This window comes from Pseudomonas sp. App30 (assembly GCF_047947025.1).
Lineage (GTDB): Bacteria > Pseudomonadota > Gammaproteobacteria > Pseudomonadales > Pseudomonadaceae > Aquipseudomonas.
The window spans coordinates 71901-88835 of sequence record NZ_CP133166.1 but is presented as its reverse complement, the minus strand read 5'-3'; the positions used below and the strand labels follow the sequence as shown (position 1 = coordinate 88835).

At 61.4% G+C, this 16935-nt stretch carries 15 protein-coding genes; 8 read left to right on the top strand and 7 right to left on the bottom strand.

Annotated features, from left to right (window positions below; all coding sequences use genetic code 11):
- Positions 1-124: 124 nt before the first annotated feature.
- Both RAM80_RS31405 and RAM80_RS31400 read right to left on the bottom strand, forming a co-directional pair.
- On the bottom strand, positions 125-1372 hold the full coding sequence (locus tag RAM80_RS31405) for an OprD family porin (protein WP_416427792.1): 1248 nt from the start codon (positions 1370-1372) through the stop codon (positions 125-127).
- Positions 1373-1457: 85 nt separating this feature from the next.
- The gene (locus RAM80_RS31400; RefSeq protein ID WP_416427791.1) at positions 1458-2792 is read right to left on the bottom strand and encodes an MFS transporter; all 1335 of its coding nucleotides are present in this window, start codon (positions 2790-2792) and stop codon (positions 1458-1460) included.
- A 168-nt stretch (positions 2793-2960) separates the two neighbouring features.
- Between RAM80_RS31400 and RAM80_RS31395 the strand changes: the two genes are divergently transcribed.
- The 6 genes from RAM80_RS31395 (at position 2961) to RAM80_RS31370 (ending at position 10035) form a co-directional block, all read left to right on the top strand.
- Positions 2961-3851, top strand: coding sequence for a LysR family transcriptional regulator (locus RAM80_RS31395; RefSeq protein ID WP_416427790.1), 891 nt, complete (start codon positions 2961-2963; stop codon positions 3849-3851).
- 116 nt (positions 3852-3967) lie between these two features.
- Complete coding sequence (mdlC, locus tag RAM80_RS31390; RefSeq protein ID WP_416427789.1) at positions 3968-5554, top strand: benzoylformate decarboxylase; 1587 nt, start codon at positions 3968-3970, stop codon at positions 5552-5554.
- A gap of 11 nt (positions 5555-5565) precedes the next feature.
- Positions 5566-6756 carry an alpha-hydroxy-acid oxidizing protein gene (locus tag RAM80_RS31385; RefSeq protein WP_416427788.1) on the top strand — a complete coding sequence of 397 codons (1191 nt, stop codon included), beginning with the start codon at positions 5566-5568 and terminating at the stop codon, positions 6754-6756.
- Between the two features lie 3 nt (positions 6757-6759).
- Positions 6760-7839 carry an enolase C-terminal domain-like protein gene (locus tag RAM80_RS31380; RefSeq protein WP_416427787.1) on the top strand — a complete coding sequence of 360 codons (1080 nt, stop codon included), beginning with the start codon at positions 6760-6762 and terminating at the stop codon, positions 7837-7839.
- A 36-nt stretch (positions 7840-7875) separates the two neighbouring features.
- Entirely contained in the window at positions 7876-9186 is a 1311-nt protein-coding gene (mdlD, locus tag RAM80_RS31375) for an NAD(P)-dependent benzaldehyde dehydrogenase MdlD (protein ID WP_416427786.1), read from the top strand.
- Between the two features lie 93 nt (positions 9187-9279).
- The gene (locus RAM80_RS31370; RefSeq protein WP_416427785.1) at positions 9280-10035 is read left to right on the top strand and encodes an alpha/beta fold hydrolase; all 756 of its coding nucleotides are present in this window, start codon (positions 9280-9282) and stop codon (positions 10033-10035) included.
- A gap of 112 nt (positions 10036-10147) precedes the next feature.
- Here RAM80_RS31370 and RAM80_RS31365 read toward each other — a convergent pair whose 3' ends face one another.
- The 5 genes from RAM80_RS31365 to RAM80_RS31345 form a co-directional block, all read right to left on the bottom strand.
- On the bottom strand, positions 10148-10291 hold the full coding sequence (locus RAM80_RS31365; RefSeq protein WP_416427784.1) for a DUF2474 domain-containing protein: 144 nt from the start codon (positions 10289-10291) through the stop codon (positions 10148-10150).
- A 12-nt stretch (positions 10292-10303) separates the two neighbouring features.
- Entirely contained in the window at positions 10304-11311 is a 1008-nt protein-coding gene (gene cydB, locus RAM80_RS31360; protein WP_416427783.1) for a cytochrome d ubiquinol oxidase subunit II, read from the bottom strand.
- Between the two features lies 1 nt (position 11312).
- The gene (locus RAM80_RS31355; protein WP_416427782.1) at positions 11313-12713 is read right to left on the bottom strand and encodes a cytochrome ubiquinol oxidase subunit I; all 1401 of its coding nucleotides are present in this window, start codon (positions 12711-12713) and stop codon (positions 11313-11315) included.
- A 158-nt stretch (positions 12714-12871) separates the two neighbouring features.
- Positions 12872-13354: a DUF934 domain-containing protein gene (locus RAM80_RS31350; protein WP_416427781.1), complete on the bottom strand. Its 483-nt coding sequence runs from the start codon at positions 13352-13354 to the stop codon at positions 12872-12874.
- Positions 13351-15024, bottom strand: a complete 1674-nt coding sequence (locus RAM80_RS31345) for a nitrite/sulfite reductase (protein WP_416427780.1) — start codon at positions 15022-15024, stop codon at positions 13351-13353. The genes RAM80_RS31350 and RAM80_RS31345 overlap by 4 nt, the downstream gene beginning before the upstream one ends.
- A gap of 243 nt (positions 15025-15267) precedes the next feature.
- Between RAM80_RS31345 and mapR the strand changes: the two genes are divergently transcribed.
- Positions 15268-16674, top strand: coding sequence for a GntR family transcriptional regulator MpaR (gene mapR / locus RAM80_RS31340; protein ID WP_416427778.1), 1407 nt, complete (start codon positions 15268-15270; stop codon positions 16672-16674).
- Positions 16675-16685: 11 nt separating this feature from the next.
- Positions 16686-16916, top strand: a complete 231-nt coding sequence (locus tag RAM80_RS31335; protein WP_416427777.1) for a hypothetical protein — start codon at positions 16686-16688, stop codon at positions 16914-16916.
- Positions 16917-16935: the final 19 nt, after the last annotated feature.

The following is a 16935-nucleotide window of genomic DNA, read 5'->3' as shown; positions in this document are numbered from 1 at the left end:
CGAATTGTTTTTATAGTTGACCGGCAGTGTTCACTGCCGGACGTGTGCCCATCATTACTCGCAACGACCCATCTCGCCAATATTGCCAAGGTCTACCACCATACCCGTGGGGTATCGAGGCGTCCTACAGCAGCTTCCAGGTGTAGATGGCGATCAGGCGATTCTCGTCAAACTGGGCGCCATAGCGCGCCTGTGTTTCGATGTGGCGCATTTCCAGAGCGACCCCCTGTAACGGACCGCTTTGGATGACGTAACTGACGGTAAGGTTGCGCTCGCTTTCGACGTTATCCGCAAGATCCGCCCCACGGTCGATATCGGTGCCACGCAGGTAACGCACCATCATTTTCAGTCCCGGAAGCCCCAAAGCGGCAAAGTCATGGTCATAACGCGCCTGCCATGACCGCTCCCCGGCCTTGTAGAAGCCCAGCACCGACCAGTTCACCAGGTAGGGTTGCGGCGCGTAGCCATTGAGCAGTGGAAAAGCATCCTCTCCATACATGCGCTGGTAACCCAGGGTGAAGGTGCTGGGGCCTTTGCGTAACGCCGTCATCACGCCCAACGAACGGTTGTCCAGGCGGCCGGACAGCGCCTGCCCCTGATCGCTGTTGTGGTAATAGCGGATGTCATTCTTGAGGCTGTAGTCATTGCCAAGGTCCAGGGTTTGCGCCAATGCGAGGTAATGCTGGCGGTAAATATCGTCCAACTGGCCGTAGTAGTAAGTGCCACTGAATGTGGGCGTGAACGCATAGCGTGCGCCGACAAAATCCAACCCATCACTGCGCTGCGTCGGGCTGTGGTTGAACAGATAGATGTTTTCAGTGCTGGATGATTCACGCGTGGCAATGGTCCAGAACCGGCCGGCGTTGAGGGTCAGGTTGTCCCACTCCCGGGACTCCAGCGTCGCCCCCTGATAGGTGGTGATCAATTGCCTTGAGTCATCGATGTAGGCCACCGGCAACGTCGGACGTTGTTCGCCGATACGCAGTTCGATTTTCGATACCTTGAACTTGGCCGTCAGCCCTGAGCGTCCGTAATCACGTATCGGCTCCCTCCTCCCGTTGTCATAAGGCAGGACAGTGTCCGGGCCGCGCCCGCCGCCACCATCCAGGCGATAGGCGAATTGGCTATACGTATCCAGGCCAAGTTGGACCGGCCCGTCGGTATACCCCGACCGGTAGATCAGGTCGAAACCCTGACTCCAGCTGCCCACCCTGGACAGCGGCGCGTTGCGTTGCTTGAAGTCGCGATCCACGTAAAAGTTGCGCAGGCCTAGGGTCAGTTGGCTGTCCTGGAAAAAGTCGGCACGCGCACAAGGCATCACCGACAGCGACAACACAGCGCCCAAGGCGCTGAGGCGGATGGACGAATTCATGCTTTACCCCGGTCAAGATCTTGTTGTTTTCAGTGCACAGGCATGCCGGCTGCCGCGTCTGCGCGGCAACCGGTTTTTCGCAGAATTAAAGGCTGCGTTGGGGCAGCGGTTGAGCGTTCGAGTTGCGCTGGCGCGTCACCAGTAAAACGGCGAATACCGCCAGCACGCCAGGGATGGCGAACATCAGAAAATTCTGTTCGAAAGGCAGGCTCAAACTCACCAGCAGCCCACCCAGCAACGGACCCGCCACTGCCCCGCAGCGTCCGATAGCCGCCGCCATGCTGACGCCCGTGGCGCGGACCTGGACCGGGTACAGGTCAGCCGCCAGGGTGTGCACCACCGACAGGCAGCCCACGGTGGAGCCACCCGCCACCAGCAGCAACCCGTAGAGCAACGCGGCGTCCGGGCGCAGTCCCAGTAACGAGATCGACAACGCCGCCAAGGCAAAGCACAGCACCAGGGTTTTCCTGCAGCCCCAGCGATCGGCAATAACCCCACTGACCAAAGTGCCGATCAGCGACCCCAGGTTCATCACCACCAGGAACACGATGCTCGACCCCAAGGGGTACCCGCCGTTGCTCATCAACTTCGGCAACCAGGTGTTGAGCCCATAGACCATCAGCATGCACAGCCCGAACGCCAGCCACAGCATCAATGTGCTCAACGCCCGGCCCTGGCCGAACAGGGCGCTCATCGAGGTAGCGCGTGCATCTGCCGAAGCCTCGAGCCTGTAGCTGACCTCCCCGGTGGGCGCATGGGCCGGGTTGACACGTCGCAACAACGCGGCAACCTGCACCTGTTGATCACGGTGCAGCAGGTAAGCCACAGACTCAGGCAACGTTTTGTACAACAGTGGCAGCGCCAGCAACGAAAGGCCGGCCAAGTAGAACGGTGCCGGCCAGCCGAAAGCGGGAATCAGGTATATGCCCGCCACACCAGACAGCAACCCGCCCACGGCGAAGAAGCTCAGCATCAGGTTGATCAGTCGATTACGGCAATGGCCGGGCGACATCTCCTTGAGCAGCGTCACCAGATTAGGCACGACACCACCCAGGCCAGCCCCGGTCAGAAATCGGCACAGTGAAAAGCTGATGGGGCCGCTGGCCAGGGCGTTGGCCAGGGCCGCCACGCTGAACAGCGCCACGCAGAACAGAATGATGCGGCGGCGGCCAAAGCGGTCAGCCTGGGTGCCGAGGCTGAGCGCGCCAAACATCATGCCGACCATGGAACTGGAACCCAGCAACCCGGCCTCCCCCGCCGTCAGCGACCACTGGGTCATGAGATGGGGCAGCACTGACCCGTAGATGACCAGGTCGTAGCCATCGAACATCATGATGAAGGAACACCAGGCTACCAGCAGGTAGTGGAAACCATTGAGTCGTGCACTGTTCACGACCTCGGACGCATTGATCGAAGGCATGGTGGTCACTCTTATTATTGTTTAACCGGGGCGGTACACGCAGGCGCCCGCCGTGGCGGTCCTCGCGAAGCACGAGGTTCCCGTGGAGTGACGATATGGATTGACTTCGGATAGATCAAATAGATAGATTTTCGAATCAACTATAAGACTGGACTATATTCACCGATCATGATCGACCTCAATCTCGTTCGCGTCTTCGTCACCATTTTCGAAACGGGCAGTGTCAGCGGCGCTGCCGAACGCCTACATGTCACCCAACCATCGGTCAGCTATGCCTTGGCGCGCCTGCGCGACCTGCTCAACGACCCGCTGTTCAAACGCAGCCGCGATGGTATGCAGCCGACATTCCTGGCCACGCAGCTTTACGCCAAATTTCGTTATTCGCTGTCGGAGATCGAGCGCGCCATCGCCCAGACCAGTCATTTCGACCCCCGCGTGTCCACGCGCGGTTTCCGCCTGGCGTTGTCAGACCTGGGCGAGCTGTTTTTTCTGCCCTATATCCTGCGTGCGCTGCAGCAGCAGGCGCCCCAGGCCGAACTGGAAGTCATTCAGCTGGACATCGATAAACTGGGCGAATGGCTGAAAACCGGCAAGATCGACGCCGCTATCTGCAACCGCAGCGAACTGCCCCTGGACGCCAACTGCGACAGAATGTTCGAGGAGCGTTATGTGTGCCTGGTCAGTGCCGAACATCCACGCATTGGCGACACCATGACCATGGAGCAATACCTGGAAGAACACCATGTCGTGGTGTCGGCGATCACCGGACACCACGTGGTGGAAGACCGCTTGCGCGAGGCGGGACTGGAACGCAAGGTGCGGCTGCGAGTACCGCATTTCAGCGTGCTGCCCGAAGTGGTGTCAGGCAGCGACCTGCTGGTGACGCTGCCCGCTCGCGTGGCGCGCATGTTCGCCACGCGCAGTGCGACCAAGGTCGTAGAACTGCCCTTTCCGGTACCCGCCATCGAGATCAGCCTGCAGTGGAACGATCATGACAGCGACATCTTGGCGCAACGCTGGTTTTGCGGGTTGTTGAAGGAAACCCTTCGTGACCTTTAGGGCAAACGCCACGACAAAATAGATGGAGTTTATAGTTAATAGAAATACCATCTATTTGATCTATTCAGCTTCGAGTTTTACCGTGAAGGCCGAAGTCTTGAATGAGATTAACTGCAATGAGTACCGTACACGCCACCACCTACGACCTGCTGCGTGAGCAGGGCATTACCACCGTCTTCGGCAACCCCGGCTCCAACGAGCTGCCGTTCCTCAAGGACTTCCCCGCCGACTTCCGCTACGTGTTGGGCCTGCATGAAGGCGTGGTAGTGGGCATTGCCGACGGCTACGCCCAAGCCTCCGGCACCCCGGGATTCGTCAACCTGCACTCCGCCGCCGGCACCGGCAACGCCATGGGGGCGCTGAGCAATGCCTGGAACTCCCACTCCCCGTTGATCATCACGGCCGGGCAACAGACCCGCGCCATGGTCGGCGTGGAAGCGCTGCTGACCAACGTCGACGCCGTCAACCTGCCGCGGCCACTGGTCAAGTGGAGCTATGAACCGGCCAGCGCCCAGGAAGTGCCTCATGCCATGAGCCGGGCCATCCACATGGCATCGATGGCGCCACGCGGACCGGTGTATCTGTCAGTGCCCTACGATGACTGGGCCAAGGAAGCCGATCCCCAGAGCAGCCACTTACTCAAACGCCGGGTGATCAGTGCCGGAGGGCTGAGCGAGGCGCTGCTGACCCACCTTGTGGAGCAACTGGCCGGCGCCCGCAACCCCGTGCTGGTGCTGGGCCCGGATGTCGACGCGGCTGAAGCCAACCAGCATTGCGTGACCTTGGCTGAGCGCCTGCGCGCGCCCGTGTGGGTGGCACCCTCGGCGCCGCGTTGCCCATTCCCGACGCGCCATGCCAATTTCCGCGGCCTGCTGCCGGCCGGTATCGCCGCCATCGGCAAGCTGCTGGAAGGCCATGATCTGGTGCTGGTGCTGGGTGCACCGGTGTTCCGCTACCACCAATATGACCCAGGCCAATACCTGGCCGCCGGCACCCGGCTGATTGCCGTTACTTGCGACCCACTGGAAGCTGCGCGGGCGCCTATGGGCGATGCCTTTGTAGGCGACGTCGGCCTGATTGCCGCCACCCTGGCCGAGCGTGTGCCGGAGTCTGACCGCCCGGCCCTCAAGGCCTTGCCCGCACCCCAGCCGGTGGCCCAGGGGCTCGGCCCGCTGCGCCCGGAAGTGGTGTTCGACACCCTGGATGAGATCGCCCCCAAGGACGCTATCTACCTCAATGAATCCACCTCCACCACGGCGCTAATGTGGCAGCGCCTAGGCATGCAACACCAAGGTAGCTACTACTTCGCCGCCGCCGGTGGACTGGGCTTCGCCATGCCCGCTGCAGTGGGCGTACAACTGGCCAAGCCTGAGCGCCAGGTGATCGCGGTGATCGGCGACGGCTCGGCCAACTACAGCATTACCACGCTGTGGACAGCCGTGCAGTACAACATCCCGACCATCTTCATCATCATGAACAATGGCACCTATGGCGCCCTACGCTGGTTTGCCGGCGTGCTGCAGGTCGAAAACGTGCCAGGGCTGGACGTGCCCGGCATCGACTTTTGCTCGGTGGCCAAGGGCTACGGCATGGCCTCTGCCAAGGTCGAGGACCGCGCGCAGTTGGAAGGTGCGCTGCACCAGGCGCTGGCCAGCAACGCACCGTTCCTTATCGAGGTAAGCACGCTGGGCCCCTTGGGCTGAGGAACCGAGTGATGAGTAAACGTTCCCCCCTGAATGTCGCGGACTATCGGGAATTGGCTCGGCGCCGGTTGCCGAAAATGGTCTTCGATTACCTGGAAGGCGGCGCCGAGGACGAGAAAGGCCTGGCGCACAACCGCAGCGTATTTGACAGCGTGCGGTTCAAGCCAAAACGCCTGGTAAACGTCAGCCAGCGCAGCCAGACCACGTCACTGTTCGGCGTGCAGTACTCAATGCCGCTGTTGATTGGACCGACCGGTCTCAATGGCTCGCTGTGGCCCAAAGGCGACCTGGCACTGGCTCGCGCCGCCACGCGTGCCGGCATTCCGTTCGTGCTTTCCACCGCGTCCAATCTGTCCATCGAAGATGTGGCCAGTCAGTGCGATGGCGAGCTGTGGTTCCAGCTGTACGTGGTGCATCGCACCCTGGCCGAGCAAATGGTTGAGCGCGCCTTGGCGGCGGGCTACACCACCCTGGTGTTGACCACCGATGTGGGTGTCAACGGCTACCGTGAGCGTGATCTGCGCAATGCCTTCAAGATGCCCATGAGCTACACGCCCCGGGTGATGCTCGACGGCTGCCTGCACCCGCGCTGGTCGTTGGACCTGGTGCGTCACGGCATGCCGCAACTGGCCAACTTCGCCAGCAGCGATGCGTCCAACCTGGAAGTCCAGGCCGCACTGATGAGCCGCCAGATGGACGCCAGCTTCGATTGGCAAGCGCTGCGCTGGCTGCGTGACAAGTGGCCCCACACCCTGCTGGTCAAAGGACTGCTGGACGCCGGCGACGCTGCGCGCTGTATTGCCGAAGGCGTAGATGGGGTGATTCTCTCCAACCACGGTGGCCGCCAACTGGACGGGGCCATCGCCCCGCTGGAGGTGCTGGCCGACACGGTTCAAGCCGTCGATGCCCCCACCCTGATAGACAGCGGCTTCCGCCGCGGTGCCGACATCGTCAAGGCCCTGTGCCTGGGTGCCGACGCCGTGCTGCTGGGGCGCGCCACCCTGTACGGCCTAGCCGCCCGTGGCCAGGCCGGCGCCGACGACGTACTGCGTCTGCTCAAGGAAGACATCGATCGCACGCTGGCGCAGATTGGCTGCCCGTCAGTGCGTGAGCTATCACCCGCCTACCTGAACCTGCCGACAGCCGCCCAGGCAGCGCCAGCAAGCGCCACCGTTCACCCCCTTGAACTCGCCAGAAGGTAAATCATGACTGCCCCGCTGATCACCGGCCTGAAGACCCGTGCCGTCAACGTTCCCCTCACCTACCCTATCCACACCGCCGTGGGCACCGTGGCCACCGCGCCCCTGGTGCTGCTGGACCTGAGCACCGACGCCGGGGTCACCGGCCACGCCTACGTATTCGCCTACACCCCGGTCGCGCTCAAGCCGCTCAAGCACCTGCTGGATGAACTGGCGGCACTGGTCGTTGGCCAGCCGCTGGCGCCTCATGACATCGAGCAAGCCCTGAGCAAGCGCTTCTGCCTGCTCGGTTTCACCGGCCTGGTGCGCATGGCCGCCGCAGGGCTGGACATGGCCGCGTGGGACGCGCTGGCCAAAAGCCAAGGCTTGCCCCTGGCCCGGTACCTGGGCGGCAGCCTGCGGCCGATCAAGAGTTACGACAGCCACAGCCTGGACGGCGAACGTCTGGCCACCGAACGCGCCGTTCAGGCCGCCAATGCCGGGTTCAAGGCCGTTAAGACCAAGATCGGCTACAGCACCCTGGCCGAAGACCTGCGCGTGGTGCGCAGCATGCGAGCCGCCGTCGGCCCGGACTTCGACATCATGGTCGACTACAACCAGAGCCAGGGGGTGACGGAGGCCATTCGCCGCGGGCTGGCCCTTCAGGATGAAGGCGTGACCTGGATCGAGGAGCCGACCGTACAGCACGACTATGCCGGGCATGCACGCATTCGCGAAGCATTGCAGGTACCGATCCAGATGGGCGAAAACTGGTTTGGCCCTGAAGAGATGTTCAAGGCCATCACCGCAGGCGCCACCGACCTGGCTATGCCCGACCTGATGAAAATCGGCGGCGTCACCGGCTGGCAGCGTGCAAGCGCCCTGGCCCAACAATTCAGCCTGCCCGTGTCCAGCCACCTGTTCCAGGAATTCAGCGCGCATTTGCTGGCGGTCACGCCGAACGCCGATTGGCTGGAAAGTCTGGATATCGCCGGTGCAATCACAGAGCCGACGTTGACCTTCGATAACGGTCACGCAGTCATCCCCGACCTGCCTGGCGCCGGGATCATCTGGCGTGAAGAAAAAATCGCTGAATTCGCCGTGTAGTCACGACGAACCATTGAATCAATTCAAGGATTCACCATGAGTGACCCAAGCTTTACCTTTATCGATGAGTTGTTTGCCCAGCAAAAAGCTTTTTTCGCTACGCGACAAACACTGGACATTGGCTTTCGCAAACAGCAATTGCAACGCCTCAAGCAGGCCCTGCTCAATCATCGGGAAGACCTCTACTCGGCCCTCGATGCCGACCTAGGCAAATCCCGCGAGGATGTCGATCTGGCCGAAATCGGCGAGGTGGTACACGAGATTGATTTCGCCCTGGCGCACCTGGATGAATGGGCTGCGCCCCAGACAGTGCCCACGCCCGACATCATCGCGCCCTCCGAATGCTACGTGACCCAGGAACCCTTCGGCGTCAGCTACATCATCGGCCCGTTCAACTACCCGGTTAACCTGACCCTCACGCCATTGATTGGCGCGATCGTTGGCGGTAACACCAGCATCCTCAAACCGTCGGAAACCACGCCGCGCACGGCCTTGGTACTGGAAGCGATTATCACCGAAGCGTTCTCGCCCAAGTACGTCGCCGTGGTGCAGGGTGGCCGTGCGGAAAACACCCACCTGTTGGGGCTGGCCTTCGACTTTATCTTTTTCACCGGGAGCCCCGCAGTCGGCAAGGTGGTGATGAAAGCCGCCGCCGAACACCTGACACCGGTGGTGCTGGAATTGGGGGGCAAGTGCCCGCTTATCGTGCTGCCCGATGCCGACCTGGATCTGGTGGTGGCGCAGGTGCTATTCGGCAAGTTCATCAACAGCGGCCAGACCTGCATCGCACCGGATTACCTGTATGTGCACGCCAGCGTCAAGCAAGCGCTGCTGGCCAAGCTGGTACAGCGTATCCGCGATCAGCTTCCTGACCTCGGCTCCACGGGCAAATTGGTGACCGAGCGCCAGGTCGCGCGACTGCAAGCGATTCTGGGTGATAGCCAAGGCACGGTACTGGTGGGTGGGCAGGCCGACCCATCGCTACGCCAATTCAGCGCTACGGTGGTGGACGAGGTTCAATGGGACGATGCCCTCATGGCCGAAGAACTGTTCGGTCCAATTTTGCCAGTCCTCAGCTTTGAATCGTTGGAGTCTGCCGTTGATCTGATCAACCATCACCATCCCAAACCCCTGGCCCTGTACGTATTCACTCGTGATACCGCGCAGGCAGCCCCCATCATCAGCCATGTCCAAAGCGGTGACGCGCAAGTCAATGGCGTGATGTTGCATGCCTTCTCCCCTTACCTGCCCTTTGGTGGCGTAGGCGCTTCAGGCATGGGTGAATACCATGGCCACTACAGCTTCCTGGCGTTCACCCACAAGAAGTCAGTGCGCATCGTCGCCTGAGTCCTGAGCCGCGTTCAGCCGCCAGGACGGGCGCGGTTCTGATCCGCTTTTTATTCGCATCCCTGAACCTGTAACGATGCTGCCGGTGGGCCTATGCTCCAGCGCCCACTCAACCGAACAGGTTTCAACGACATGGCACATTTCGTACTGGTACACGGCGCCTGGCAAGGCGCATGGGTCTGGGAGACCGTGACCGCCGGGCTACGCATGAACGGCCACGCGGTAACGGTGGTGGAACTGCCCGGCAGCGGCAGCGACTCAACCGCTGCGCAGGAAGTGTCGCTGCAGCGTTACGCTGAGCGCATCTCACAAGCCGTACTCAACGCGCCTGGACCTGTGCATCTGGTTGGTCACAGCATGGGTGGCGTGGCCATCAGCGCCGCAGCTGAAACCGCCCATGGCAACATCGCGCGCTTGATTTACCTCTGCGCGTTCCTGCCTGTTGACGGTGATTCGCTGATGGGCCTAACCGGCTTGCTCCCCTCCGAGCACCCTGCCCCCTTGCAAGTCGATGACCAGCAACTGACAGCACGTTTCGACCCCGCCGCAGTACCTGTCGCCTTTCTGCACGATGCTGACCAGCCAGTAGCCGCCTGGGCGGCTCCGCAGTTCAAACCCCAAGCGCTGGCCCCACTGGCTACGCCGGTACACCTGAGCGCCGAGGCCTATGGCCGCCTGCCGCGCGATTACATCGTTTGCCTGCAAGACCGTGCCATTGCTCCGCCCTTGCAACGCCTGATGATCGAGCGTGCTGGCTGCGACACCGTGCATGAACTGGATGCTGGCCATTGCCCGTTCCTGTCCATGCCCTGGGAAGTCGCCCAGTTGCTCAACCGTATCGCACAGTAAGCACCCGCTTCTCGTGAAGCAATCCAGCGCGCACAAGATAATTGCTGCTGCAAAAACGCCAAGGGCTGCGAAATCGCTTCGCAGCCCTTGGCGCAACGGTGAATCGCTGGCGTTACTTAACCCGCATCCCGGCTCCAGCCATCAAAAGCCTCAAGGCCATCGCTACCAGGAACAACGCTCCCACGCTACCACTGTAGATGATCACCAGCCAGGCCATGCGGCTCCATACGGTTGTCGATTCAATCTCTTTCATCATGCACCTCCAGCCTCAGTGATAACCGTCTTCAGCCCGCACCTTGCCGCGGAACACGTAGTAGCTCCAGAAGGTGTACCCCAGGATGAACGGCAGGATAAACAGCGCCCCCACCAACATGAAGCCTTGACTCTGCGGTGGCGATGAAGCCTCGACGATGGAGATCGACGGCGGGATGATGTGCGGCCACAGGCTGATGCCCAGCCCGCTGTAGCCCAGAAACACCAGTGCCAGGGTCAGCAGGAACGGTGCGTAATGTGCTTGTTTTGACACGGCACGCAGCAGCCATACCAGCACCACCGCCACCAGCACCGGTACCGGCAGGAACCAGAACAGGTTGGGCAGGCTGAACCAGCGCGCGGCGATGTCGCCATGGGCCAGCGGCGTCCAGATGCTCACCGCCACAATGACCGCCAGCAGCACCAGCGCCAATGGGCGGGCCAGGCAATGCATCTGCCGTTGCAACGGCCCTTCGGTTTTCATGATCAACCAAGTGCACCCCAGCAAGGCATACGCCACCACCAAGCCGGCGCCGCAGAACAGACTGAACGGTGTGAGCCAGTCAAAAGCGCCACCTGCGTAGCTGCGATTGACCACCGTAAACCCATCGATGAACGCACCCAGGGCCACGCCCTGGAAGAAGGTGGCCACCAACGAGCCGCCGATAAACGCCTTGTCCCACAGGTGCTGCTTGGCCTTGGTGGCTTTGAAGCGGAACTCGAACGCCACGCCGCGGAAGATCAGCCCCACCAGCATCAGCACCAACGGCAGGTACAACGCCGACAATACCACCCCATACGCCAGTGGGAAGGCGCCGAACAGCGCCGCGCCACCCAGCACCAGCCAGGTTTCATTGCCGTCCCAGACGGGAGCGACAGTGTTCATCATCACGTCACGGTCTTTTTCGCCGGGCACGAACGGGAAGAGAATCCCGATGCCCAAGTCGAAACCGTCCATGACTACGTACATCATCACCCCGAAGATAATGATGATTGCCCAGATCAGCGGTAGATCGATACCCATCTCAATTCTCCTCGTCGGCAGCGGACAGCGGCCGCGCCGGGGTGCGGGATTGCCCAGGGCCACCATGGGCGCCATGGTCAACGTGAGGCTGCGGCCCCTTGCGCACCAGGCGCATCATGTAGCCGATGCCGGTGCCAAACAGGCTGAAATACACCAGCACGAACAGCACCAGCGTCACAGTCAGTTGCTCGACGCTATGGTTAGCCACGGCATCCTTGGTGCGCATCACGCCGTACACCACCCAGGGCTGACGCCCTACTTCAGTGGTGAACCAGCCGGCCAGCAAGGCGATCAACCCCGACGGCCCCATGAACAGCGCCAGGTACAGGAACGGCCGGCACTGGTATAGCGTGCCGCGCTTGCGCAGCCACAGGCTCCACAGGCCAACTACGATCATCAACATGCCCAGGCCGGCCATGATGCGGAACGACCAGAAGATGATGGTGGAGTTGGGTCGGTCTTCAGGCGCGAAGGATTTCAGCGCCGGCATCTGCTTGTCCAGGCTGTGGGTCAGGATCAAGCTACCCAGGTACGGGACTTCCACTGCAAACCTGGTCTTCTCGGCCTGCATGTCAGGGATGCCAAACAGAATCAACGGCGTCGGTTTATCATCGGTATTTTCCCAATGCCCTTCGATTGCGGCGATTTTCGCTGGCTGATGCTTGAGGGTGTTAAGCCCGTGCATGTCGCCGATCACCGCCTGCAACGGCGCCACGATCAACGCCATCCACATGGCCATCGACAGCATGCGCCGCACTGCCGGGTTGTCACGGCCGCGCAGCAGGTGCCAGGCCCCGGAGGCGCCGACGAAGAACGCCGTGGCGACAAAGGCGGCGGTGGCCATGTGCATCAACCGGAACGGGAAGGAAGGGTTGAAGATCACTGCCAGCCAATCGGTGGGCACCACTTGGCCGTTGACAATCTCATAGCCCTGGGGCGTCTGCATCCAGCTGTTGGAAGCCAGAATCCAGAACGTCGAAATGATCGTCCCCAACGCCACCATGCACGACGAGAAAAAGTGCAGGCCGCGCCCTACCCGGTTCCAACCAAACAGCATGACCCCCAAGAAGCCCGCCTCCAGGAAGAAGGCGGTCAGCACTTCGTAGGTCAACAAGGGTCCGGTAACGGAGCCGGCGAACTGCGAAAAGCCACTCCAGTTGGTGCCGAACTCGTAGGCCATGACCAGGCCCGAGACCACGCCCATGCCGAAGTTGACGGCGAAGATCTTCGACCAGAAATGGTAGAGATCGCGGTAAGTATCATCGTGGGTCTTGAGCCACAGGCCTTCGAGCACGGCAAGGAAACTCGCCAGGCCAATGGTGATGGCCGGAAAGATGATGTGGAATGACACGGTGAATGCAAACTGCATTCGGGCGAGATCAATCGCCGGCAGGTTGAACATGAGCCACCTCAAGTTAAGTAAATGATGTAGCCGCTGCCGTCAGGCTGCGCGGCGATTACACTGGAGAGGTTCAGCGCGGCTGAGGGCCCGCGCAGCCTTCGGCAGCGGCTACGGTTTCGGTTTCGGTTTCGGTTTTGGTCGTAGTTGCGGTTTTGCGATTACCGACGCCGAAACAGCGGTCTGGGTTCGATGGCCGAGCGACTGTACAGAACGCTCATGCCAGCCAGCCCCTTGAGTGCATCTTCGGCGGATTTATCCTCGCGCACGGCGAAGCTGTCGAAGCCGCACTGGCGCATGTGGCTGAGCTGGTCACGCAGCACATCGCCGATGGCGCGCAACTCGCCCCCCCAACCTAGCCGTGTGCGCAACAAGTAGGCCTGGCTGTAGGCGCGGCCATCCCGAAAACTGGGGAAATCCAGGGCAATCAACGGCAGCGCTTCAAGCCACAATTCCAGGCTTTCCAAGTCGTCATCCGGGCCAAGCCACACGCCATGCCTGGTATCCTGCCGTGCGCTCCAGCGGGACAGCGGGAGGATCAATGGCCCCTGGGGCAATTCGCCTTCCTGGTCACGCACCAGGGTCCAAGGGTCGTCGGCTGCCAGACGCGCGCCCTGTCCATCGAGTATCAGCAGGTTGTTCATGCCGGTTGCTCCTCGCGAGGCGGATATACCCGTTCCTTGAACGGCTCGATCCCGATGCGGGCAAAGGTGTCGATGAACAGTTCGTCCACTTCGCGGTAATCAACGAAGGTGTGCACCACACGCTCGATCACCTCCGGAATTTGCTCGGCGCTGAACGAGGGGCCAATGACCTTGCCCAACGACGCGGCCTTGCCTTGGGCGCCGCCCAGGGTGATCTGGTACCACTCCTGGCCGTTCTTATCGACGCCCAGAATGCCGATGTTGCCGATATGGTGGTGGCCGCAGGCGTTCATGCAGCCGGAGATGTTGAGGCTGAAATCGCCCAGGTCGTGCAGGAAGTCCAGGTCGTTGAAACGCGCCTGGATCGCCGCGGTAATGGGCAGCGAGCGGGCGTTGGCCAAGGCGCAGAAATCACCACCCGGGCAGGCGATGATGTCGGTCAGCAGGCCCGTGTTGGCCACGCCCAGGCCTTGGTCACTGGCCAAGGTCCACAACGCCAGCAGGTCCGTCTTGCGCACGTCAGGCAAAATCAGGTTCTGTTCGTGGGCAATGCGGATTTCGCCGAAACCAAACACCTCCGACCAATCGGCCACCGCTTCCATCTGCGCGGCCGTCAGGTCGCCCGGCGGCGTTTCAGGACCGGGTTTGGTGGACAATGTCACGCTGACGTAGCCCGGCACCTTGTGGGCTTGGGTGTTGCGCGATACCCAGCGGGCGAAATCGGGAAACGCCATCAACTGGCTGCCGAAGTTCAAATGATCGTCCGGCAGCACCTGGTAAGTGGGCGCAACAAACGCATCGGCAACACGCTGGTACTCGTCGACCGTCAGCTGCGCAGGACCGTCCTTGAGGTGTTGCCACTCTTGCTCCACCTCGGCCGAGAACGCCTCGATGCCCAACGCCTTGACCAGGATCTTGATGCGCGCCTTGTACTTGTTGTCACGCCGACCATGGCGGTTGTATACCCGCAGGATGGCCTCCACGTACGACAGCAGGTGCTGCCAGGGTAGGTCCTCGCGGATCTGCTGCGACAGGATCGGTGTACGCCCCAGCCCCCCGCCGACCATGACTCGCAGGCGTTTCTCGCCCTCGGCATTGGCGTACAGATACAGCCCGATATCATGCATCATGATTGCCGCGCGATCCTGCTCGGCCGAGCAGATGGCAATCTTGAACTTGCGCGGCAAGAACAGAAACTCAGGGTTGATGGTCGACCATTGGCGCAGAATCTCCGCGAGAGGGCGCGGGTCCATCAACTCGTCGGCGGCAACGCCTGCGAACGCTTCGGTGGTGATGTTGCGCACGCAGTTGCCCGAGGTCTGGATGGCATGCATGTCCACCGCGGCCAGGTGCTGGAGAATATCCGGCACCTGGTGCAGCTCGATCCAGTTGTACTGCAGGTTCTGGCGGGTAGTGAAGTGACCGTAGCCGCGGTCGTATTCCCGGGCGATGTGCGCCAGCGTGCGCAGCTGTTCCGCCGACAAGGTGCCATAAGGGATGGCCACGCGCAGCATGTAGGCGTGCTTCTGCATATACAGACCGTTTTGCAGACGCAGCGGCAGAAACTCCTCCTCGCTCAGTTCGCCCGCCTGGAAACGTTCCACCTGATCGCGAAACTGGGCCACCCGCTCGTGCACCAGGGCACGGTCATAATCATCGTATCGGTACATCGTCAGGACCTCATCAGGGCCTGCCCTCTCGCACGGGGCAGATTCGATGGGGCCACTATCCTCCGATGCTGATCCGGGTTACAGATTCACATACACGTTAAAAAAACGGATCAGATTGGCTTCTAGCGTGGCGGATTGACGCAGATAAAGACTATCTGATCCGTATTTATAAACCTGTTGTGAATCTGTTTAGCGGGGTACGAATCGCCCATGCTTCTGATCAAGCCAACTGAAGTCTCCTCCATGAAACGTTACGAAAAATTTGCCGCTGCGATTGCCGAGAAAATTCGCAGCGGCCTGTTGCCTCCAGGCGCCAAAGTACCCTCGGTACGCGTCGCCAGCCTGGCGTATGCGGTCAGCCCCTCCACGGTGTTCCAGGGCTATTACTTGCTCGAGGACCGCGGCCTGATCCAGGCCCGGCCCCGCTCGGGGTATTACGTTCGCGAGTCTGCCAGCCGCCAGGTCGATGAGCCGCAGCCCATGCAACGGGTTAGCGCTGGCACTGATGTGGGCGTCAGCGATCTGATCTATTCAGTGCTGTCTTCGCTCAGGGACCCAGACACCGTGCCATTCGGCTCAGCATTCCCCAGCCCCGACCTCTACCCGCTGCCGCGCCTGGCGCGGTCCATGGCCAAAGCCGTGCGCGGCATGGATGGTGGCCGCCTGAGCGACATGACCACCGGCCACCCCGAATTGCGTCGCCAGATTGCCCTGCGCTACATGAACAGTGGCGTACGCCTGCCCATGGATGAACTGGTGATCACCAACGGCGCCATGGAAGCGCTGAACCTGTGCCTGCAGTGCGTCACTCAGCCCGGCGACCTGGTGGCCATCGAAGCCCCGGCGTTCTATGCCTGCCTGCAGGTACTTGAACGTCTGAAACTCAAGGCGGTGGAAATCCCCATGCACCCTCGTGATGGCGTCAACCTGGCCGCCCTGGACGATGCCCTGCAGCGCTTGCCGATCAAGGCGTGCTGGTTCATGAGCAGCTTGCAGAACCCGTTGGGCGCCAGCATGAACAATGATGCCAAAGCTGCCCTCTACACCCTGCTGGAACAGTATCAGGTGCCGCTCATCGAGGACGATGTGTATGCGGAACTGTACTACGGCACCAAGCCTCCCCACCCCGTCAAGAGCCTGGATCGCAGCGGCCTGGTCATGCATTGCAGCTCGTTCTCGAAAAGCCTTGCGCCAGGGTATCGCGTCGGCTGGGTGGCAGGCGGGCGCTTCGCCCGGCAGATCGATCGCTTGAAGCTGATGACGACCATCTCCCCTTCGCTGCCGGCCCAGGCGGCGCTCGCCGACTACTTGCAGCACGGAGGCTACGACCGACACTTGCATAAGTTGCGCGACACGCTGGAAACCCAGCAGAACGCCATGCTGGCAGCGGCCGCGCGCTATTTCCCTAAGGAAACCCAGGTCAACCGCCCATTGGGTGGCTACTTCCTGTGGTTTGAATTCCCCCAGCGAGTGGACTCGTTGAAGCTGTTCGAACTGGCCCTGGCCCAGGGCATTAGCATCACTCCCGGGCCCATTTTCTCGGCCACCCAGCAACATCGCCACTGCATTCGGCTGAACTGCGGATACCGCTGGGATAAACGCAGCGAAGACGCCATGGCGCTGCTGGGCCGTATCATCGCGACATTTTGACAGGCCTGCCGATGATATTGATTCTGGTTTTAGCGATGGCAGCCTTGTTCGTTGCCATGAGGCTGATCCACCAAGGCTTGCCGCTGTATGCGACGGCCATCACCGCCACGACCCTGGCCAGTGCCTGGCTGCTGGTGGCCGGCAAGGGGTGGTTGGGCGCCTGCCTGGCGTTGGCGGTCTACGTGCTTATCCGCGCTGCCTTGGCAGCGCTGGCAGGGAACGACGCCTCATCAGAGCAGTAATAGGGCGGCCATCGTTACC